Genomic DNA, 20,827 nt, shown 5'->3' with positions numbered 1-20,827 from the left:
CCTTTCCTCCCCTTCTTCCATCCCCATGATCACCTGCTACCTGCGCTACATCATCGACCCGTTCAAGGCCAAGGAATTCGAGGAGTACGGCAAGACCTGGATTCCTCTGGTCGAGAAATTCGGCGGCAAGCACCACGGCTACTTCCTGCCGTCCGAAGGCGCCAACAATGTGGCGCTGGCCATGTTCAGCTTCCCCAGCATGGCGCTGTACGAGGAGTACCGCATCAAGTCCATGCAGGACCCCGAGTGCCAGGCCGCCTTCCGCTACGCGGAGGACACGCGCTGCATCCTGAGCTACGAGCGCAGCTTCATGCGCCCGGTGTTCGGCTGAACCTCCCCCGCGCCACGCCCATGTGCGTGGCGCGCGTTTGCAAATACGGAATCGGTATTTTCACAACTGAAGCACGCTAACTAGCATCCATCCCATTGCAATCTTTTGAGGATGGAGCGCGTGAACAAGCGTCGTTTCCTGCTGGCCGGCCCTTCTCTGCTGGCCGCTGCCGCCCTGGCTTCCACCACCGCCGCGCGGGCTGCGGCCGACCCCAGGACCCGATTGGTCGTCGCCGACCAGAGCGAGCTGCTGCGCCACCTGCTGGATGCCAGCGGCGAGCGCAAGCGCCTGGGCTTTCAGCTGGAGCTGCCCAACTTCGCGGGCGGCCCGGCCATCTTCGAGGCCATACGCGCAGGCGCGCTGGACATTGCCTATGTGGGCGACACGCCGCCCATCCAGGCGCGCGCCGCCGGTGTGCAGCTGCCCATCATCGCCACCTTCACGCGCGAGCGCGCCCAGTACCGGCTGGTGCAGCGTGCCGATGCAGGCATAGAGCGCCTGGCCGACCTGCGCGGCAAGCGCCTGAGCTATGTGGAAGGCTCGGGCCGCCAGGTCTTCCTGATCGAGGCATTGACACGCGCGGGCCTGACGCTGGCCGACGTGAAGCTGGTCAACCTGCGCGTGGCCGAACTCAACGACGCGCTGCGCGCCAAGGCCGTGGACGTGGCCGTGCTCATGGAGCCCCATGTCACGCGCCTGGGCAAGCAGATCGGCGCGCGGCCCGTGCCCGATCCGCAGGAGCGCACGCTGCTGCCCGCCACCTCGTACCTCTATGCCCGGCCCGAGGTGCTGGCCGACCCGGCCAAGTCCCAGGCCATCGTCGATTTCCTTGGCGCCTTCGTGCGCGCAGGCAAGTGGAGCAATGGCCACGAGCAGGAATGGGGCCGCCACTACTACACGCAGTTCCAGCGCATCGATGCGGAGAGCACGGCGGCCATCCTGGCATCGCAGTCCGACCTGCTGTTCCAGACGGCCGCCGAGGCGCAACCCCACCACCAGAAGCTGATCGACATCCTGCACGCCGCCGGCAGCCTGCCGCAGCGGCTGGATGCGGCCGGCTCCTTCGTGTCCACCTACGACCGCGTGATCGTGGCCAACCGATGAACCGGCCAGAAAACACACGATGACGCAAGCGCAACTGGATATCAACGCGGCCGGTCTGGCACCGGCCACCGCAGCCACCGCTCAATCCGAGCCCGCCACCCGGGCCGCCGTGCAACTGGTGCCCGCGCGCCTGTCGCAGGGCGCGCTGCTGGTGGGCCCCGGCCTGCTGCTGGTGCTGTGGGAGGCGGCCTCGCGCCTGGGCTGGCTGTCGCCCGAGACACTGACCGCGCCCTCGCAGGCCCTGGTCGCCGGCTACGGCATGGTGGCCGACGGCAGCCTGCTGCCCCACCTGCTGGCATCGGCAGGCCGTGCCTACAGCGGGTTGCTGCTGGGCGTGGTGGCTGGCGTGCTGCTGGCCCTGGCCTCGGGCCTGACGCGCACGGGCGAGGCCCTGCTCGACGGCTTGGTGCAGATCAAGCGCGCCGTGCCCACGCTGGCGCTGATTCCCCTGGCCATCATCTGGCTGGGCATTGGCGAGTCCATGAAGATCTTTCTGATCTTCACGGCCGTGCTGGTGCCCGTCTACATCAATACCCACGCGGCCCTGCGCGGCATCGACATCGGCCATGTGGAGCTGGCCCAGACCCTGGGCCTTTCGCGCGCCGAATTCATCCGCAAGGTGGCGCTGCCGGGCGCGCTGCCGGGCTTCTTCGTGGGCTTGCGCATTGCCGTGTCGCTGTGCTGGACGGCGCTGGTGGTGCTGGAGCTGATCAACACGCAGACCGGCATCGGCTACCTCATGAACCGCGCCCGCGACTGGGGGCAGACCGATGTGATCGTGGTGGGCATCCTCATCTACGCCCTGCTGGGCCTGCTGTCCGACGCCGTGGTGCGCCGCGTCGAGGCGCATGTGCTGTCCTACCGGAGGTCGCTGGGATCATGAGCCATCACCCCACCCCGGGCGCCGTGCGGCTGCAGCGCTTCACGCGCAGCTTTGGCGGCAAGAACGTGCTGGACGCCATCGACCTGGACATTGCCCCGGGCCAGTTCGTGGCCCTGCTGGGCGAGTCCGGCTCGGGCAAGACCACCTTGCTGCGCGCGCTCGCCGGGCTGGACGGCCATGCGCAGTCCAGCGGCGCGGCCAGTGCGCAGGGCAATGTCTCCGTGCTGTTCCAGGACGCGCGCCTGCTGCCCTGGCTGTCGGTGCTGGACAACCTCACGCTGGGGCTGGACGCCCGCGCCGTGCTGCCCGCAGCACGGCAAATCCTGCACGACGTGGGCCTGCAGGACAAGGCTGGCGCCTGGCCCGCCACGCTGTCGGGCGGCCAGAAGCAGCGCGCCTCGCTGGCCCGCAGCCTGCTGCGCGACCCGCACGTGCTGCTGGCCGACGAGCCCTTCGGCGCGCTGGACGCGCTCACGCGAATGCGCATGCACGGCCTGCTGCTGCGCCTGGTCGAGCGCATACGGCCCACGGTCATCCTCGTCACGCACGACGTGGACGAATCCCTGCTGCTGGCCGACCGCATCCTGGTGCTCAGGGACGGCCGCATCGCCGAGGACCACGCCGTGGACCTGCCCCATCCCCGCCGCCCCGACCATCCTGCCTTCATGCAGCTGCGCGCCACCTTGCTGCGCAGCCTGGGCGTCGAGACAGAGATCGCCTGACGCCGGCTCCGCCCGCGAAACAACCCACACAACAAAGGACTGCTCCCATGTCTCGGCAACTGCACCTGAACCTGTTCCTCATGACGCGCGGCCACCACGAAGGCGCCTGGCGCCATCCCGGCGCCAACCGCAAGGCGCTCACCGACCTGGAGCTGTACGTCGATGCCGCACGCATCGCCGAGGCCGCCAAATTCGACGCCGTCTTCCTGGCCGACAGCCTGGTCGGGCCCGAGAACGGCCAGCAGATCACCTCGGGCCTGCTGGACCCGCTGGTGCTGCTGACGGCACTGGCACTGCGCACCGAGCGCATCGGCCTGATCGGCACCGCCTCCACCACCTACAGCCATGCCTACACGCTGGCGCGCCAGTTCGCCTCGCTGGACCATCTGTCCAAGGGGCGGGCGGGCTGGAACATCGTCACCTCCTGGGCGCCCAATGCGGGCCTGAACTACGGCCTGGCCGACAGCGTGGACCACGGCGACCGCTACCGCATCGCCGAGGAATTCGTGTCCGCCGTCGATGCGCTGTGGCGCAGCTTTCCGGCCAGCGCCCTGCTGGACGACACGGCGGCCGGCCAGTTCCTCGACGCATCGCAGATCCGGCCCATCCACTTCGAGGGCAAATACATCCGCACGCGCGGCCCGCTCAACGTGCCCGGCAGCCCGCAGGGCCGGCCCGTCTTCGTGCAGGCCGGCCAGTCCGAATCGGGCCGTGCCTTTGCCGCGCAATGGGCCGAGGCCATCTTCACGGCCCATGGCTCGCGGGAATCGGCCCAGGCCTTCTATGCCGACATCAAGGGACAGGCGCAGCGGCTGGGCCGCCGCCCGCAGGACATCGTGATCCTGCCCGGCATCAGCGCCGCCATCGGCTCCACCGAATACGAGGCGCGCCAGGTCTGGGAAGAGCTCGACAGCCTGACCAGCATCGAGGTCGGCCTGGCCCGCCTGTCCGCACGCTTTGGCGGCCACGACTTCTCGGCCGTGCCGCTGGACCGCCTGCTCACGCGCGACGACTTCCCCGATCCCGACAAGGTCGAAGCCTCGCGCAGCCGCGCCGTGGGCTACGTGGAAACCAGCCTGCGCGACGGCCTCACCCTGCGCGGCCTGCTCAAGCGCCTGGCCGGCGCCCGCGGCCACCTGGCCGTGGCCGGCACGCCCGAACAGGTGGCCGACATCATCGAAGACTGGTTCAGGCACGGCGCAGCCGATGGCTTCAACGTCATGCCGCCCATACTCAACCAGCAGTTCGAGCTGTTCACCAGCGAAGTCGTCCCCCTGCTGCGCAAGCGCGGCCTGTTCCGCGAGGAATACGAAAGCCGCACGCTGCGCGGGCATTTCGGGCTGGGGGAGCTGGCGGGGACGGGGGCGGGTGGTGCCCCAGCCGCCCGCCCAAGGGAGCAAGCGCTGGCGGCTTGACCGATGCGGCGCTGCGGCTGCACAGACGGGCCTACAGCAGAATGTCCGCCGTGGGGTACTTCCAGAAGTCGCGCAGCAAATAGCTGATCGGCAGGTTCAGATTCGTGGAGCTGGGTGGAATCGGCTGCAGGAACCACTTCTCGTAGATGGGGTGGATTTCGCGGCTGGTGATGATCCGCTTCATCTCTTCATCGACCAGTTTCTTGAACGCGGTATCGGCCTTCGGCAGCATGATCGCCAGGGGTTCGGTGGACAGGAACTTGCCCACCACCTTCAAGGCGCGTGGATCGGGCCGTGCAGCGGCCAGCCCGTTGAGAAGCACGTCATCCATCACGAACGCGTCGGCTTCGCCGTTCTCCACCATCTCCAGGGCCCTCGCGTGATCGGGGGCCTCCACAATGGTGATGCCCATCAGGCGCTGCCTGTTGGCCTGCGTCACCAGGGCCATCGGGCTGGTGCCCTTGGTGGAAACCAGCTTTTTGCCCTTGAGATCCTCCATCGCGTTGATGGTGCTGTCGGCCTTCACTAGCATCCGGGCGCCGGTGATGAAATGGGGAACCGTGAACGCCACGGTCTGGCGCCGCTGCGCGTTGTTCGTGGTCGAGCCGCACTCCATGTCGGCCTTGCCCTGCTCGATCACGGCCATGCGATTGGCGGGCGTGACCATCAGGAACTCCACCTTCATGTCCTTCCTGCCTGTCTGCTTGCGCACCGCCTCGGCCAGGCGAAGGCACAGATCCAGCGCATAACCGACGGGCTTGCCGCTGCGGGTGTCGATGTAGGAGAAGGGGACCGACGATTCCCGGTGCGCAATCACCAGCGCGCCACCGGCCTGGATCTTGTCCAGCACACCGGCTGCAGATACACCGCTCAAGGCCCACAGGCCCAACGCACCCAACGCGATTCCCCACTGGCGAAAGATCATCTGAGTCCTTGACTCGCAAGCGCCGGGCGGCGCCCAGCAGGTTGTGACAGGTTATACACGTATTGTTACCAGGTGCGCAAACCTGGGCTGCTGGCGGTTTCGGTGGCAGCTTGGGCACTGGCTTTTCCCCCTCCCCCGTTATGGCAGGATCACCAGCACCAGAATTACCGAGGGAACTCCCATGCTGATCAACTGCGTTGCCTACGAAAACGGGGCCAAGCTGGCGGACATTCCTGTCGCCGACATCAGCAACTACATAGAGCGGCCCGGCTGCTTCGTCTGGGTGGCGCTGGCGGACGCCACGCCGGCCGAACTGGAGGAGATGCGCCAGGAGTTCGGCCTGCACGCCCTGGCCGTGGAGGATGCGCTGCACGGCCACCAGCGGCCCAAGCTGGAGGAGTACGGCAGCTCGCTGTTTGCCGTGATGCACCTGCTGGAGCCCGAGCCCGAGCGGCCCGGCCACTTCAACCACGGCGAGGTCGATGTCTTCGTAGGCTCCAACTACGTGCTGTCGGTGCGCAACCGCAGCAAGCGCGGTTTCCTGGGCGTGCGCGAGCGCTGCGAGAGCGAGCCCGAGCTGCTGCGCCATGGCTCGGGCTTTGTGCTGTATGCGCTGATGGATGCGGTGGTGGACCGCTACTTTCCCATCATCGACGCGCTGGAGGTGGAGCTGGAGCAGATCGAGCAGCAGATCTTCACCAAGGGCGCGGCGCGCGACAACATCAAGCAGCTGTATGAACTCAAGGGCCGCGCCATGGACCTCAAGCACGCCGTGGCCCCCCTGCTGGAAGCCGTGGGCAAGCTCAACGGCGGGCGCGTCCCCCAGATCTGCGTGGGCTCCAGGGACTACTTCCGCGATGTGATGGATCACCTGGGCCGCATCAACGCCCAGATCGACACCATGCGCGACACCGTGGGCACGGCCATCCAGGTGAACCTGTCCATGGTGTCCATCGAGGAAAACGAAGTCACCAAGCGGCTGGCAGCCTGGGCCAGTATCTTCGCCATCTGCACGGCCTTCTTCGGCGTCTGGGGCATGAACTTCGAGAACATGCCCGAACTGAAGTGGCAATACGGCTATCCGGCCGCGCTGCTGTTCGTGCTGGGTGTTTGCGGCCTGCTCTACTACAAGTTCCGCAAGGCGGGGTGGCTGTAGGCGGCGGGAAGGCGAGCGGTGCCAGGGTATTCACCCAGCCGCACCGTCACAGCCGCGTCACACATCCACGCCACCATCCCAGGCGCCAACTCCTGGACGCCCGGATTCCCCACCATGTACGACGAACTTCTGCCCGACCACCATGATTCGCTGATGCAGCGCATCGAACGCGATCTGCTCGACAGCTACGACGAAGAACTGGAGATGGAGATAGACGACGCCCGCCTGGGCAGCGGTGGCGACGATCTGGACGGTGCCGACACCGTGAGCCGCCAGACCTACTTCCGCGAGCTGCTGCGCCTGCAGGGCGAGCTGGTCAAGCTGCAGGACTGGGTGCAGCACCACAAGAAGAAGGTGGTCATTCTCTTCGAGGGCCGCGATGCGGCCGGCAAGGGCGGCGTGATCAAGCGCATCACCCAGCGCCTGAATCCGCGCGTGTGCCGCGTGGCCGCCCTGCCCGCGCCCAACGACCGCGAGCGCACGCAGTGGTACTTCCAGCGCTATGTCTCCCACCTGCCTGCGGGCGGCGAGATCGTTCTCTTTGACCGCAGCTGGTACAACCGCGCCGGCGTGGAGCGCGTGATGGGCTTTTGCTCCGACGAGGAGTACGAGGAGTTCTTCCGCTCCGTGCCCGAGTTCGAGAAGATGCTGGTGCGCTCGGGCATCACGCTGGTGAAGTACTGGTTCTCCATCACCGACGAGGAGCAGCACCTGCGCTTTCTGGGCCGCGTGCACGACCCGCTCAAGCAGTGGAAGCTCAGTCCCATGGACTTCGAGAGCCGCCGCCGCTGGGAGGACTACACCAAGGCCAAGGAAGCCATGCTGGAGCGCACCCACATCGCCGAGGCGCCCTGGTGGCTGGTGCAGGCCGTGGACAAGAAGAAGGCCCGGCTCAACTGCATCTCCCACCTGCTGACGCAGCTGCCCTACGAGGAGATAGAGCACCCGGCCATCGTGCTGCCCGAGCGCACGCGCAACCCGGAGTACACGCGCAACCCGGTTCCCCAGCACATGTACGTTCCGGACAAGTACTGACACCCCCTGAGGCGCTTCGCGCCTTCCCCCTCTCTACCCGCTTTGCGGGGGAGGGGGACGACACCCTCGGTGCGGGGGCGGCCCTTCCTTGGTGTCTCTGGCTTCAGCAAGTGCCCATTTCATGCGCACGGCCGACTTTCAGACCTTATGTGCCTCGCCGTCCTCCACGGATGCCTCGGGCCACTCAGAGGACGCGGAGGGCTCGGAGGACTCGGACGACTCAGGCGTCTCTGGCGCTGGCTCTGCCTTGGCGACTGCAGCCGCCTGCGGCACCTCGGCAACCTCTACAACCTCGGCCGCACGCTTGCGCCGGTCCTGCTCCAGCAGCGCGGTCAGCGCCGCGTGGATGCGCTCCAGCGTTCCGCCCGGGTTGACCCACCAGTCCGTGGACCAGATGCGCAGAATCTGCCAGCCCAGGCCGCGCAACACCTGCTCGCGCAGCTTGTCGCGGTCGCGCGCCGTGGCCGAGCGGTGGTAGGTGGCGCCGTCGCACTCCACGCCCGCCAGGTAGCTGCCCGCATGGTCCGGGTGCACCACGCCCAGGTCCACGCGGAACGAGGATGCGCCGATCTGCGTGTGCACGCGCCAGCCCTTGCGCTCCAGCGCCTGGGCCACGCTGGCCTCGAAGGGGCTGTCGAAATCGCCCTGGCTGCCATGGTGCGACTCGGCCAGCGCGCGCGGGCCGCGCTCGGCAAATTCCAGGAAGTGCTTGAGATCGCGCACGCCCGCCGCCTGGGTGCGCGACAGGTCCATCTGCTCGCCGCGCAGGCTGGAGAAGATGCGCAGCTCCTGCCGCGCGCGCGTCACCGCCACGTTCAGCCGCCGCTCGCCGCCGTCGCGGTTGAGCGGGCCGAAGTTCATGGACACCGCGCCCGAGATATCGGGCCCGTAGGTGATGGAAAAGTACATGATGTCCCGCTCGTCGCCCTGCACGCTTTCCAGGTTCTTGACGAAGACGGGCTCCAGCAGCGCATCGGAGAAAAACGGCTCCAGCCCCGGGTCCTTGCGCCGCTCTTCGTCCAGCAGGTCCTCGATCAGGCTTTGCTGCTCGGAGTTGAAGGTGACCACGCCGATGGTGGCACCCGACTGCGCAAACCCCGGCGACTTCAGCCGCGCCACCAGGTCGGCCACCAGGGCCTTGGCCTCGGGCTGGTTGATGCGGGCGCCACCTTTTTCATAGCGGCCCTGCACGGCGTGGAAGCTGACGGCGCGGTCATCGGTGACGGGCGAGGGAAAGGTCACCAGCCCGCCGCCGTAGTAGCGGTGGTTGCTGAAGGCGATCAGGCTTTCATGGCGCGAGCGGTAGTGCCACGACAGGTTGCGCGTGGGCAGGCTGGCGCCCAGGCATTCGTCCAGGATGCTTTCCATGTCGCTTTCCACGCCCTGCGTGTCGTCGTCGAAGGTGTCGGAGGTGTCGGCGCGGCCGAAGAAGCTGGTGGGCGGCAGTTGCTTGGGGTCGCCCACCATGACCACCTGCCTGGCACGCGCCATGGCGCCGATGGCGTCCCAGACGGGGATCTGCGAGGCCTCGTCGAAGATGACGATGTCGAAGTTGCTGGTCTCGGCGCTCAGGTACTGGGCAATGGACAGCGGGCTCATCAGCAGGCAGGGCGTCAGGCGCAGCACGGCCGAGGGGATCTGCTCCAGCAGCTGGCGCAGCGGCAGGTGCTGGCGCTTCTTGGTGATCTCGCGCCGCAGGATGCCCCACTCGCTGTTGCGCTGGATGCTGTCGGCCGACGGCAGGCCCGCGCACAGCCGCGCACGTATCCACTGGCGCGTGACCGAGGTGAATTCATCGTCCAGCGCGCGGAAGTCGGCAATGCGCCGCTCATGCTCGGCAGAGACGAAGCGCTTGAGCACCTCGTCCTCGTCCACGGCCAGCGCCAGCCACCAGCGCGCGTAGTTGACCTCGAAGGCCTTGGGTGCCTGGGCCGGCTCCAGGGTGCCGGACTCGATGGCGTCGGCCAGCGCACCCAGCCCGCCCGCGCGGGCCGCGGCCTGGGCATTGCGCCAGGCGCACCAGGCATGCAGGCCGCCCTGCCCGGCCAGCACGCCGCCCGCCGTGGCCGCCAGCTGCTCGGCCGTGCGCTGGGCCAGGTCACGCTGCTGCGGCTCGCCATGGGCTGCCGCCGCGCCGAAGGGGTCTATGGCCGCGTGCAGGCCGGCCAGGCTGTCCAGCAACTGCTGGCAGGCCATGCCGACCGCGGCACCCTCGCCCAGCTCGGTGCTGCGCAAGGCCAGCACCTGGTGCAGCGCCTGGCGTGCCTGGGCCAGCTCGGCCTCCTGCCAGCCCATCCCGGTCAGCCCTGCCTGCAGCGATCCCTGCAGGCGCAGCGCATGCTCCACGGCTTGCGGGCGCGTGTCCAGGCCGTCCCAGACGCCGGGGCAGCGCAAGCGCAGCTCGTCCAGCGCCAGCAGCTGTTCCTCGATGGCGCTGCGGGCCGCCAGCTGCGCATGGGCCTGCTGCAGCGCCGCGCCACAGCGGCCCTGGGCCACGGCGGCGTGCGATGCCATCAGGCCGCCGCGCCGCGTCAGTTGCAGGCGCTCGCGCTCGAAGGCCAGCGCGTCCTGCAAGGCCTGGGCATCGGTTTCCAGGCCGCGCCACAGGCCGTGGCTGGCATCGGCCAGCGGCAGGTAGCCATCGAGCTGGCGGTCGATCTGGTACAGGGCCTGCAGGCGCTGCACTTCGGCCGCCCAGCGCTCGCCGCCGTGGCCTTCGGCCACGGCCTCCAGGCCGTCGAGCGAGAAGGACTTCTGCGCACGCGCGGCCAGCAGGGCCGCATTGGCTTTCAAGGCGCTGCGCGCATGGTCGGTGCGCGTGCGGTGTCCGGCCCACAGGCCGTCGGCTGCGGCGCCGGGCTGGATCTGGTCCAGTTCCTCGCGCAGGCCCCGGATGCGCACCAGGGCGGCCAGGTCATCGGCCACGCGCGGCTCGCCCGCGCCTTCGATGGTGGCCTCCAGCGCCGCGCGCACCTTGCGCCGGACCAGCCAGGACAGCGGCCACAAGGACTTGCCGGCCCTGGCCCATTCGCGCTGCAGCTGCGAGACATTGAGCTGGCCCACGCCCGCGCCGTACTTGACGGACAGGCCCTGGCGCAGCGCCGCGATCTCGTCGATGCACTGCAGGCCGCGCTCCAGCTCGTCGCCCAGGGCCACGGGCCAGGGCGTGCCCAGCCCGGCCTGCAGGCGCCGGCGCTGCGCCAGCAGGTCCAGCGCCTGGGCCAGGCGCGCCTGCAGCTCGGCCGGCCAGGGCGCCGGAATCTGTGCGGACAGATCACCGTGCTGCGCCAGCAGCTGCAGGCCCGATTGCAGGGATTCGCCAATGCGCGCGCCGTCAGGCAGCACGCAGAAAGCCAGGTTGCGGCCTGCGGCCGCAGGCAGCGCGCGCGCGATCACGCCCAGCGCCGAGCGCGCCTGGCGCCCCAGCGCAGGCCACTCGATGCGCAGCAGCCGGCCCAGTTGCTGCGCCGCCTCGGCAAAGCCCTGGCCTGCATCGTGCAGGGCCTGGGCGGCATCCACCATCTGCTGCTGCCAGCGTACGGACCAGTCGCTGGCCTGCACCGTGGCCAGCGGCCCGTCCTTCAGATGCTGCGCGCCCACGGCCTGGGCATTGGCCTGCAGGCGGCCCGCAGTCTCGCGCAAAAGGGCCAGGCCCGCTTCGTCATGGGCCTGGGGCGTGGGCCAGTGAAATCCCAGGCGCGGCAGCGCCTGGCCACCGGCCACGGCGCCAATGGCGCGGTAGATGGTCCAGCCGTTGGCGTGGCGCCGGTGCAGGCGCTCCACATAGGCCGACAGCTGCTCGCGCAGGCGGCCGAGCTGGCTGGCCTTGGCGGCCCAGGCCTCGGCATCCACCTGGCCATGCGAGTCCCAGGATTTCTGCAGCTGGCCCAGCACGTCGAGCTTGCGGCTCTTGTTGGAGTGCAGCTCCAGGCAGAACTCGCCCAGGCCCACTTCGCGCAGGCGGCGGTAGACCACGTCCAGCGCGGCGATTTTCTCGGCCACGAAGAGCACGCGCTTGTCCTCGGCCAGGCACTGCGCGATCAGGTTGGCAATGGTCTGGCTCTTGCCCGTGCCCGGCGGGCCGATGAGCACGAAGTCCTTGCCGCGCGCAGCGGCCATCACGGCCGACAGCTGCGATGAATCGGCCGGCAGCGGGCTGAAGACCTGCTGCGGCGCGAACTCCTGGTCCAGCCGCCGCGTGTCGGGAAAGGCGATCTCCGAGCGATAGGGCTCGCGCGGCGTGTCGATCAGGTGGGCGACCACGGGCGAGCTGCGCAGCTGGTCGGCGCGCTCGGCCAGGTCCTTCCACATCAGGTATTTGGCGAAGGAGAACATGGACAGCACCACGTCCTCGCTGACCTCCCAGCCGCGCACGTCCTTGATCGCCTCGCGCACGCGGGCCCAGATGCCGGTGATGTCCAGCCCGGCCTCGTCGCGCGGCAGGTCGCCTGCGGGCACGCCCAGCTCCAGCTGGAAGTCCTGGCGTAGCATCTCGACCAGCGTGGGGTTGAAGCGCGGCTCGTCCTCATGCGCCTGCAGCGTGAAGCCCGAGCGCGCGCTCTTGCGCTCCAGCGTGACGGGCAGCAGGATCAGCGGCGCGCGCACGCGCACATCGGGCTTGTCGGGCCGGCTCCAGACCAGAAAGCCCAGGGCCACGAACAAGGTGTTGGCGCCGCCTTCCTGCAGCGCGTTGCGCGCGCCGCGAAACAGCTCCACAAAGCGGCTGTCCAGCTCCAGCGGCTCCAGGTCGATGAAGACCTCGCGGCGCTGCAGCGCCTCTTCGGCGTGCGCGCCGCGCAGGTCTTCCAGGCTGCGCGCCTCGTGCAATGGCTGGCTGCGCGGGTCCTTGCCCTGCATGAGCTCGGGGCTGGGCAGCAGCTTGAGCACCTGGCCCCGGGCCAGCGTGTCCTCCAGCGCGGGCGCGGCCACCTGCAGCAGCAGCGATTTCTTGCCAGGCTTGAAGTTGAGCAGCGCATTGCGCAGCGACAGGTCCAGCAGCCGGCGCTGCCAGCGCGCCAGCCTGTCCTTGGGATCGAGCTGGGAGGTGGGCACTTCGCGTGTCTGCGCCTGCGCCAGGAGTTCGGGCGGCGGCTCCACGGTGAGCCGTGGCTCGGCCTGTCCTTCGCCGGCCTCGGGCGCGGCGTCCTGCGGCTGGGCCAGCGCCAGCGGGCGGATGCGCTGCATGCGCGCGCGCCGCACATCCACCAGCAGCTCGAACTGGTCCTCATGCTCTTCGGCCAGCTGGCGCGCGCCCTGGGCAATGGCCTGGCTGAAGGCCACGGCCTGGCCTTGCGCGGCCAGCGTGGTCTCGAAGACCACCAGCTCCTGCAGCTTGAGCCGCTTGCGCACGGCCGTGATGTCATCGACCACGGCGGTCGAGAATTCCTGCCTGCCCAGCCACAGGCCCACGAAGGCATGGCCGCGCGTGAAGACCAGCAGCGGGTTCAGGTGCGCCTGCTCCAGGCAGGAGGCGAACAGCAGCGTCAGGTCCAGGCAGGTGGCCAGGCCCGCATCCAGCACCTGGGTCGCGCCGCGTATCTTCTGGCCCGCATGCTCGAAGCTGGCCGGCGGCAGCGCGTAGTTGAGTTTCTTCTGGAGCACGGAGGTCCAGATGGCCGAGGCCAGTTCCCAGGCGCGCTGCGGCCCCTGCTCATAGCCGTTGATGGCGCCGGACTTGCCCGCCGCCTCCAGCGCCTGCGCCGCGCCCTTGAGGATGCGGTCCACGGCCGGATCGTTGGGTTGCACGAAGGCCGCCACCATCTCGGGCAAATGCCCCAGGCCGCCCCACTGGTTGCGGGCCAGCAGTTCCAGCGGGTGTTCGTGCCGGGCCAGCACCGTCTGTGCCGGCTGGCCGCTGCGCAGCTCCAGCCGCAGCACGGCGGGCTCGGCCTCGGTCAGGCGCGAGAGCAAGGCGCCGTCCAGCGCCACATCCAGGTCGGTCAGCGCATAGGTGCTGTGCGCGGCCACCGACTCCAGGCGCCAGGTGCGCGGCTTGATGAAGGCAGGCTCCGAGGCCAGGTGCAGGCTCAGCGCCTGCAGCGGCAGATCGCCCTCGTTGACGATGGCCAGCTCCAGCAGCGCGGGCACGGCGTTCTGGAAGTCGGCGAGATTGAGCTTGGCGACGGTGCCGATGCGCAGCTGTATGGCCGTTTGCGGCGCCTGGGCGGCGGCGGGGGCGGCATCTGCGGGGGAATCTCGGCGGGGGTCTTCTGTCATGCGCGGTAGTCCTTGGCTGGCCAGCAGGCGGCGGGAACTGTCGAAATCCCGTCATATTCCTGGCCCGACGATTGTCCGCTGCGAATGAGGCGCCGTGTCCGAGATGGGCGGTTTTCAGGGGTCACTGTTTGCAAAAAATGAGAGCACGGATGAAGGCGCCGGCCACCAGCGCGCCCGGCTCCAGTACGATGCCGGCCAGCCATGCGCAACATCCCGCCCCTTCACCTCATCGCCGCCTTCGATGCCGTGGCGCGAAGCCAGAGCTTCAAGCAGGCGGCCGAAGAACTGAACCTTTCGGACAGCGCCGTCAGCCACCGCATCCGCGAATTGGAAAAGCTGCTGGGCACCCCGCTGTTCCACCGCACCACGCGCGTGGTCACGCTCAGCGCCGAGGGGGCCTGGCTGCACCAGCAGACCCGCGCCCCGCTGCAGGCGCTGGAGACCACCTTCGGCAGCCTGGTGCAGGGGCGCGACGTGGTGCGCATCAGCGCCCTGCCCTCGTTCGCACGGCTGCGGCTGGTGCCGTCGCTCACGGCCTTTCAGCGCAGCCACCCGGACGTTTCCATCGCCATCGATCCGACCACGCGCACCGTCAATCTCCAGCAGGGCGAGGCGGACATCGCCATCCGCTTTGCACACCAGGCGCCTCAGGCACCTCTGGCATTCCACTGCGAGCGCCTGCTGGACGACGAATGGTTTGCCGTGGCCGCGCCACGCTACCTGGAGCAGTTCGAGGGCCTGGATCTGGCGGGGCTGTTCCGGCGGGCCAACCTGCTCTCGCACAGCCGCCAACCCTGGGAGCCCTGGCTGCAGGCCGCGGGCCTGCGCATCTCGTCAGCCCAGCGCCAGCTCAGCTATTCGGACACGGGCTTCATGCTGGACGCGGCGCTGAACCTGCAAGGCATTGCGCTGGGCCGCCGCTCCCTGGTCCAGCGCCTGCTGGCCGAGCGCAGCCTGGTGCGCGTCTCGGACACAGCCATCCCCTGCAGCCAGAGCTATTTCCTGCTGGCTTCCGAGCGCGCCATGGTCTCGCGCCATGGCGCAGCCGTCATGGACTGGATTCGTGCGGTGGCGGCCGAGGCCGGATAGCCGGGCACCGCCGCCCGCCACCCGCCACCTGCGTTCACGCTTCGCACGCTCACACGTTCACGCCCTCACATCCTCAGCGCGCCATGGTCAGCGCAATACCCAGCAGCACGCCCGCCATGGCCGCCGCCTTGGGCCGCAGATGGCGTTCGGCAAAGAACCGTGCCGACAGCGCAAACACCATGACCAGATTGGCGCGGCGCAGCACCGAGATCACGGCAATCTGCGCGCCCTCCATCTGCACGGCGGCCAGGTAGATGGACTCGGCCAGCACATAGGCCAGCGCAATGGCGGGCACGGCACAGTTGCGCCCCAGCAGGCTGCGCAGCTCCAGCCCGCGCCAGATCCAGGGCAACAGCAGCAAGGCCAGGGCGCCGCGCTGCAGCGCAGACCAGGCCTGGACGGCAACCAGGTCCATGCGCAGCGTGGCCAGAATGTGCTTGTCGTACAGGGCATTGGCTGAGGACAGCAGCGTGGCCGCCAGCATGCACAGCACCCAGAGATTGCGGCCAAAGCCTATGCCCTCCTTCTGGCCGACCAGGGAGAACAGGTAGTACGAGGCCATGGACACCGCCAGACCCAGCCATTGCCACCAGCCCAGGTGCTCGGACAGCAGGAGCACCGCGCCCAGCGCCGTCCACAGCGGCCCGCTGGCACGCACGCCCGCAGAGATGGACAGCGGCAAGGCCTTCACCGAGTAGTACGACAGCACCCAGGTGGCCACCATCATCAGCGACTTGGGCAGCAGCAGCATCTACTGGCGCAGGTCCAGCGCGGCAGACGAGGAATCGCCCATCGCCACGAAAGGCAGCCACAGCAGCGCGCCCAGCGCCGAGCACCAGAACACCACCTCCAGCACGGACTTTTCCCCCAGCGCCAGCTTGGTCAGAAAGTCATATGCCCCCAACACCAGGCCGGCCAGCAGCCCCAACACCATCCAGTCCATATCCGCCTGCACTCCTGCATTGACAAGGGTGCAAGCGTAGGAGCGATGGCTGCAGGCATTGCTGAGACCTGTGCGGCGATTGCGCAATCGCGCTCATGAATGCGCGGCCCCGCGGCAGGGCCGGCCGTCACTTCATGTACGAGCGCATTACCGACAGCACCAGGTCCACATCGGCGTCCCGGGTCTCATGGGCCTCACGGGCCTCACGGGCCTCACGGGCCTGACCGCCGGCCGTGCCCTCACCCAGATGGGTGCGCACATGGCCTTCGAGCACCTCGAAGATCATGCCGTTGTCCGGGCGCCGTTTGCCGCGCAGATCTCCAACTTGCATGTCTGGCGCGTGGGCAAGGCGCGCTACACCTGCATCGAGGCACTGGACGCGCCCGCAGGCGTGGACCCCGATGCCGTGCGCCGGTTGCTTGGCGTGCACGAGGAACTGGTCCACGTCACGGTGGAGGTCAACCGGTGTATAGACACAGAAAGTCATGGTGCATTCTTCAGCTTGGAACAGAAGAAAGCACGATAACAATTCGCCCGCCTGGCAGCGCTCGCACGACGCCGCGTATCCGCGCAGAACTTCAACCAGGGAAGGTCTGCAAAAGCTCCCCAGCCTGAGCAGCAGTCAACGCGTGGCATGCAGGTCACGACCCTCGGAATGAAGACGCATATCGGAGTGGATGCCTAGTCGGGACTGGTGCACAAGGTCGTCGGTGCAGCAGCCAACATCAATAGCGTGACGCAGTCAGCAGGCTTGCAGGCTACCAAGGCGCGAGCAGCACCAGGAGATGCAAGGGTGAAAAGCAAAGTGGCACGTAGCATGCGCCCGGGCAAGCGCAAAGCTCGGTCCAAAGCGAGAGCTTCACAAACTGCCGGAGAAGTCCGAGAGGCAAGCATGCGGGCCAGCAGGCGAAGTGCAACAGGTGGCGGTGTGCCGCTTGCGATGGAATTGGCTGACCTATGTTCGCAGTGGCATCAGGCACGCCTGAAAACAAGTGTTTTGCAACCCTTCCCAAGCACTTGAAGGCGCCAAGATGGAAGACACCATCCCGAGGAATTTTCAAGACATGGAAAAGATCCGAGCCATTTTAAACTATATCCACACCTTCTAAGAGTGGCTAACACCACTTGGTCACAGGCCCCCGCAGAGCAGTTATGCTCGCTGCCCTCATGGCAAGACGACCCGTTAGCAAAGAACTGTGGCGACAGCTACAACCCCTGATCCCAGCCTTCGTGCCTTCTGCCAAAGGCGGTGCGCGCAAACTCGCAGTCAGCGATGAAGCCGCTCTCAACGGCATCCTGTTCGTGCTGCAAACAGGCATTCCATGGGAAGACCTTCCCCAATCCCTGGGCTACGGCAGCGGCATGACTTGCTGGCGGCGCCTGCGCGACTGGAATGCCGCTGGTGTGTGGGAACAGTTGCACCAGGCCATGCGGACTCGCTTGCGTGAACATGACCAAATCGATTGGAGCCGGACCAGCATTGATGGCTCCTCGGTACCAAGCCCCCGGGGGGGCAGGAAACGGGTCCAAACCCCACGGACAGAGGCAAGCTCGGCTCCAAGCGGCACATCGTCGTAGATGCCAGAGGCATCCCGCTGGTGATCTTGGTCAGCGGCGCGAACCGGCACGACTCCAAGATGTTCGAGAGGTGCGTGGACGCGATTCCTGCGATTTCAGGCTTGGGAGGGCGCCCCCGCAAAAGACCATCGAAGTTGCACGCCGACAAGGGCTATGACTACAAGCGTTGCCGTGCGCACTTGAGACAACGGGGTATCGCCAGCCAAATTGCCAGGCGAGGCGTTGAGAGTAGCGAGCGACTGGGCAGGCATCGCTGGGTGGTGGAGCGGACCCATGGATGGTTTGCAGGCTTTGGCAAGTTGCGAATCCGCTTTGAACGACGGCTGGATATCCACGAAGCGCTGCTAAAACTGGCAGCGGCGATCATCTGTGCACGCTTCGTGGATCGGTGGTGTTAGCCACTCTAAGACGATACGCAGGCAGTTTCTCTGCGTGCAAGAGAAGCCGGTCAATGTCACGGTGGAGATCACCACCGCATGGCGCCGCAGCCGCTCAATCCAGAAAGCGCGCCACCACCGGCGGGTTGGGCACAATGCAATGCTGGCTGCGGCCAAACCAGCAGTAGCGGTTGCGCGCCACCCAGCGGTACAGGCCATCGCGCAGGGGCCGGAGGTCAGCCACGCCACCCAGGCCAGACGCCTCGGCCAGTCCGAGCCATGGAGCACGCGCAGGATGGCATCCGTGGCTGCCCGGTGCAATCGTCATCCACCAGCCATAGGGTCTCCAGCCCTCTGGACCTACAGACCCGCATCGGCCAGCATTCAGGCGCCTGCCGCACCCTGTATGGAGGCAAAGCGCAGGCGGCCTCGATGCGGAAATGCAGGCGCCCGCCCTCGCCCCGTTCCTCGGCCACGAAGCGCTGCCCAAGCCAGGCCGGGCAGGCTATGCCCAAAAAGCGCAGCTTGCGCAGGAGCATCACCAACCGGTCACCGTCGGCCTCCAGCCCGAAGCTCGACTGCGCTGCACCCAGGGATTCGATGATCTGCCCGTCCTGCAGATGCAGGCTGAAGCGCATGGTCTGCACAGGAAAGTGGCGGGTCCAGACCTCGCTCAGCAGCCCTGCCTGCAGTTCGAAGCGGATAACGCCCTCGCTGGCGCGCATCGGCGTGCCCAGGCACAGCACCAGCAGCCGGGCCTCCAGGGACTGCGGCATGTGCCAGTGTGGGGCTGGCGGGAGCCTGGAGCGGAATTCCGGACGGCGATCGCCTGGCCTGTCTCAGTAAAGAGAAAAACTCAACTGATTAGCCACCATATAATAAGCCGTAATCAACATATGCGAAAAGCCTGAACACGGAAACACCATGTCCCACTATCTGGTCGAGCTCTATTCCCCCAACCCCGCCTGGCTGGCCCTGCCCGCCGCGCAGCGCCAGCAGTTTCTGGAAGGGGTTGCCAGCGCCATGGGCAGCCTGGCTGCCATGGGCGTGCAGGTGCTGGCCCTGGCCGAGACCGAGCGCGGCCTGGACCAGGCCAGCCCGCACCGCTTCCTGGGCATCTGGCGCTTTCCCGATACCGCCGCGCGCGATGCCCTGCTGGCGGGCATCAAGGCCAGCGGCTGGTACGGCTACTTCGACCATGTGAACGCGGCCAGCGGCACCGGTGGCCTGGAAAGCCATCTGTAGGCGCTGGCCGAGGCCTGAGGCGGACGGGCGATGGGTGATGGATGGGTGCAGGATGGATGCTGCAGCGCCGGCGCTACGGCTGAATCGGGCAGCCCAGACGCTTGAGCGTCTCGTCGATCCATGGCGCGCTGTAGGTACCGGCAGCGATGTCGGCCACCATCTTGGCCTCAACCATCTGCTTTCCATGTGCTGCATCCAGCAAGGCCTGCGCCTGCGCATAGGGTACGCACAGCAAGCCATCGTCATCGCCAATCATGAGGTCGCCGGGCTCGATCACCATGCCATCGATGGCGATAGGCACATTGATTTCGCCCGGGCCGTCCTTGTAGGGTCCGCGGTGCGTGACGCCCGCGGCGAATACCGGGAAGCTGCCAGCACGAATCCATGCCGCGTCCCGGATCGCGCCGTTGATCACGATGCCGCCCAGCTGGCGACGCATGGCGTCTCCGACCATGATTTCTCCGATGAGTGCGTTGGTGAGGTCGCCACCGGCATCCACCACGATCACGTCACCTGGGCTGGCCAGTTGAAGTGCCTTGTGGAGCATGAGGTTGTCGCCCGGGCGGGTCTTGATGGTCAACGCGGGGCCGGCCATGCGCCCGCCGCCGTGCATGGGGCGCAGCCGCGCGCCGCCAGCCGTCATGCGGGCCATGCAGTCGCTGACGTTGGCAACAGGCACGTCGAGATAGCGCCTGGCAATATCAAGGCTGACAGCGCGTTGCCGCTTCAGAATTTGAAGACCGATCATGGTGTGGTACTCAGAGTGGATGGAATGAAAGCCGTGCCGCTCAATCGAGCGTGGTGCCAGAGCTCTTGACGATGGGTGCCAGGCGTGCGCGGTCGCTGGCGTAGAGCCTGGCCATGTCCTGCGGTGTGCCGGTGATGAGTTCGGCGCCGGAGTCGGCGATCTTCCTGGCCGTGTCGGGTGCGTTCACCACCTTGTTGATGGCTTCGTTGAGCTGCCTGACGATGGCGTCGGAGGTGCCGGCCGGGGCCATCACGCCCCACACGCTGGCCAGCTCCACGCCCTTGATGCCGGATTCGGTGTAGGTCGGCACGTCGGGCAGCAGCTTGGAGCGGCTCGCGGTGGTCACGCCGATGGCGCGCACCTTGCCCGACTGGATGTGCGACAGCAGCGTGGGGATGGAGCCCATGTACATGTCGATGCGCCCGCCCAGCAGGTCGGGCATGGCCTGCGCCATGCCGCGAAACGGCACGTGGGTGAACTTCACATTCGAGCTTTTCTGCCAGGCCTCGCTGATGAGGTGCGAAATGGTGCCGGTGCCCGGCGTGGCAAAGCTCAGGCGCCCGGGTTCCTTCTTCGCCGCCTGAATGATGTCGTCCAGGGACTTGTACGGGGAATCGGCATTCACCACGAGCACGGCCGGGCCGGCTGCGACCAGGGCCACGGCGCGCAGGTCCTTGTCGGGGTTGTAGGTGAGCTTGGAGTACAGCAGCGGGTTGAGCACCACGTTGTCGGTCTGCGCCATCACCAGGGTCAGGCCGTCGGCGGGGGCCTTGGCCACCTGGTCCAGAGCCAGGTTGCCACCGGCACCGGGCTTGTTCTCCACCACTATGGCCCACCCATGGGCCTCGGTGAGCTTGGTGCCGACCAGCCGCGTGAGGTTGTCGGTGCCGCCACCGGCCGGAAAGGGCACGATGAACCTGATGGGTCGCTGCGGATAGGTGCCCTGGGCATGGGCCGGAGCCATGGCGGCAGCGGTCAGTGCCAGCAGGCCGGCGAGGGCCAGGCGGCGTCGGGTCGGGGTCGTCATTGCGGATGTCTCCTTTGGTGGTGTCGGTTGGCG

At 67.6% G+C, this 20,827-nt stretch carries 20 protein-coding genes; 11 read left to right on the top strand and 9 right to left on the bottom strand.

All coding sequences use genetic code 11. The features are described from left to right. The first annotated feature begins 25 nt into the window (after positions 1-25). From U6958_RS13790 to U6958_RS13770, 5 genes are all read left to right on the top strand, one after another. Positions 26-331 carry an NIPSNAP family protein gene (locus tag U6958_RS13790; RefSeq protein ID WP_012206218.1) on the top strand — a complete coding sequence of 102 codons (306 nt, stop codon included), beginning with the start codon at positions 26-28 and terminating at the stop codon, positions 329-331. A gap of 111 nt (positions 332-442) precedes the next feature. Next, positions 443-1,435 carry an ABC transporter substrate-binding protein gene (locus U6958_RS13785; RefSeq protein WP_016446411.1) on the top strand — a complete coding sequence of 331 codons (993 nt, stop codon included), beginning with the start codon at positions 443-445 and terminating at the stop codon, positions 1,433-1,435. 19 nt (positions 1,436-1,454) lie between these two features. Continuing rightward, positions 1,455-2,318, top strand: a complete 864-nt coding sequence (locus tag U6958_RS13780; RefSeq protein ID WP_034366761.1) for an ABC transporter permease — start codon at positions 1,455-1,457, stop codon at positions 2,316-2,318. After that, positions 2,315-3,040, top strand: a complete 726-nt coding sequence (locus tag U6958_RS13775; protein WP_013801847.1) for an ABC transporter ATP-binding protein — start codon at positions 2,315-2,317, stop codon at positions 3,038-3,040. Before U6958_RS13780 ends, U6958_RS13775 begins: the two co-directional genes overlap by 4 nt. 47 nt (positions 3,041-3,087) lie before the next feature. Next, entirely contained in the window at positions 3,088-4,455 is a 1,368-nt protein-coding gene (locus U6958_RS13770; RefSeq protein ID WP_034366798.1) for an LLM class flavin-dependent oxidoreductase, read from the top strand. A 31-nt stretch (positions 4,456-4,486) separates the two neighbouring features. Here the strand turns inward: U6958_RS13770 and U6958_RS13765 are convergent, their stop codons facing one another. After that, on the bottom strand, positions 4,487-5,380 hold the full coding sequence (locus U6958_RS13765; RefSeq protein ID WP_074922896.1) for an amino acid ABC transporter substrate-binding protein: 894 nt from the start codon (positions 5,378-5,380) through the stop codon (positions 4,487-4,489). 181 nt (positions 5,381-5,561) lie between these two features. On the opposite strand from U6958_RS13765, the gene corA reads away from it, so the two are divergent. Beyond that, the gene (gene corA, locus U6958_RS13760) at positions 5,562-6,536 is read left to right on the top strand and encodes a magnesium/cobalt transporter CorA (protein ID WP_012206223.1); all 975 of its coding nucleotides are present in this window, start codon (positions 5,562-5,564) and stop codon (positions 6,534-6,536) included. A gap of 114 nt (positions 6,537-6,650) precedes the next feature. Beyond that, the gene (ppk2, locus tag U6958_RS13755) at positions 6,651-7,571 is read left to right on the top strand and encodes a polyphosphate kinase 2 (RefSeq protein ID WP_074922895.1); all 921 of its coding nucleotides are present in this window, start codon (positions 6,651-6,653) and stop codon (positions 7,569-7,571) included. 138 nt (positions 7,572-7,709) lie between these two features. On the opposite strand, the gene U6958_RS13750 is transcribed toward ppk2, so the two are convergent. Continuing rightward, positions 7,710-13,787, bottom strand: a complete 6,078-nt coding sequence (locus tag U6958_RS13750) for a DUF4011 domain-containing protein (RefSeq protein ID WP_074922894.1) — start codon at positions 13,785-13,787, stop codon at positions 7,710-7,712. A gap of 201 nt (positions 13,788-13,988) precedes the next feature. Here U6958_RS13750 and U6958_RS13745 point away from each other — a divergent pair, with 201 nt between their 5' ends. Beyond that, the gene (locus tag U6958_RS13745; RefSeq protein ID WP_034395721.1) at positions 13,989-14,876 is read left to right on the top strand and encodes a LysR substrate-binding domain-containing protein; all 888 of its coding nucleotides are present in this window, start codon (positions 13,989-13,991) and stop codon (positions 14,874-14,876) included. 73 nt (positions 14,877-14,949) lie between these two features. Here the strand turns inward: U6958_RS13745 and U6958_RS13740 are convergent, their stop codons facing one another. The 3 genes from U6958_RS13740 to U6958_RS13730 all read right to left on the bottom strand — a co-directional run bounded on the left by U6958_RS13740 (position 14,950) and on the right by U6958_RS13730 (position 16,150). Next, positions 14,950-15,627 (bottom strand): DMT family transporter, encoded by a 678-nt coding sequence (locus U6958_RS13740; RefSeq protein WP_074922893.1) that lies wholly within the window; start codon positions 15,625-15,627, stop codon positions 14,950-14,952. After that, positions 15,628-15,819 (bottom strand): hypothetical protein, encoded by a 192-nt coding sequence (locus tag U6958_RS13735; RefSeq protein WP_074922892.1) that lies wholly within the window; start codon positions 15,817-15,819, stop codon positions 15,628-15,630. It lies immediately after the preceding gene. Between the two features lie 127 nt (positions 15,820-15,946). Further along, on the bottom strand, positions 15,947-16,150 hold the full coding sequence (locus U6958_RS13730) for a hypothetical protein (RefSeq protein WP_143044616.1): 204 nt from the start codon (positions 16,148-16,150) through the stop codon (positions 15,947-15,949). On the opposite strand from U6958_RS13730, the gene U6958_RS13725 reads away from it, so the two are divergent. Both U6958_RS13725 and U6958_RS13715 read left to right on the top strand, forming a co-directional pair. Next, the gene (locus U6958_RS13725; RefSeq protein WP_404997203.1) at positions 16,145-16,345 is read left to right on the top strand and encodes a hypothetical protein; all 201 of its coding nucleotides are present in this window, start codon (positions 16,145-16,147) and stop codon (positions 16,343-16,345) included. The two genes, U6958_RS13730 and U6958_RS13725, sit on opposite strands and share 6 nt — an antisense overlap. Before the next feature lie 641 nt (positions 16,346-16,986). Then, positions 16,987-17,795, top strand: a protein-coding gene (locus U6958_RS13715; protein ID WP_350337320.1) for an IS5 family transposase whose coding sequence is annotated in 2 segments (ribosomal slippage) — positions 16,987-17,317 and positions 17,317-17,795 — 810 coding nt in all. Because the reading frame shifts where the segments join, the coding sequence is not laid out codon by codon here. A gap of 94 nt (positions 17,796-17,889) precedes the next feature. Here U6958_RS13715 and U6958_RS13710 read toward each other — a convergent pair. After that, the gene (locus tag U6958_RS13710) at positions 17,890-18,018 is read right to left on the bottom strand and encodes a hypothetical protein (protein ID WP_279627050.1); all 129 of its coding nucleotides are present in this window, start codon (positions 18,016-18,018) and stop codon (positions 17,890-17,892) included. After that, positions 18,011-18,550, bottom strand: a complete 540-nt coding sequence (locus tag U6958_RS13705; RefSeq protein ID WP_244160583.1) for a DUF4166 domain-containing protein — start codon at positions 18,548-18,550, stop codon at positions 18,011-18,013. The genes U6958_RS13710 and U6958_RS13705 overlap by 8 nt, the downstream gene beginning before the upstream one ends. 148 nt (positions 18,551-18,698) lie before the next feature. On the opposite strand from U6958_RS13705, the gene U6958_RS13700 reads away from it, so the two are divergent. Continuing rightward, positions 18,699-19,019: a DUF6616 family protein gene (locus U6958_RS13700; protein ID WP_074924066.1), complete on the top strand. Its 321-nt coding sequence runs from the start codon at positions 18,699-18,701 to the stop codon at positions 19,017-19,019. A 73-nt stretch (positions 19,020-19,092) separates the two neighbouring features. On the opposite strand, the gene U6958_RS13695 is transcribed toward U6958_RS13700, so the two are convergent. Beyond that, positions 19,093-19,767 (bottom strand): RraA family protein, encoded by a 675-nt coding sequence (locus tag U6958_RS13695; RefSeq protein ID WP_016451449.1) that lies wholly within the window; start codon positions 19,765-19,767, stop codon positions 19,093-19,095. Positions 19,768-19,807: 40 nt separating this feature from the next. Next, positions 19,808-20,794: a tripartite tricarboxylate transporter substrate binding protein gene (locus tag U6958_RS13690; protein WP_016450417.1), complete on the bottom strand. Its 987-nt coding sequence runs from the start codon at positions 20,792-20,794 to the stop codon at positions 19,808-19,810. Positions 20,795-20,827 lie beyond the last annotated feature (33 nt).

This window comes from Delftia lacustris (assembly GCF_040267515.1).
Lineage (GTDB): Bacteria > Pseudomonadota > Gammaproteobacteria > Burkholderiales > Burkholderiaceae_C > Comamonas > Comamonas tsuruhatensis.
The sequence above is the reverse complement of the archived record's forward strand: the minus strand, read 5'-3'. Positions and strand labels throughout refer to the sequence as shown.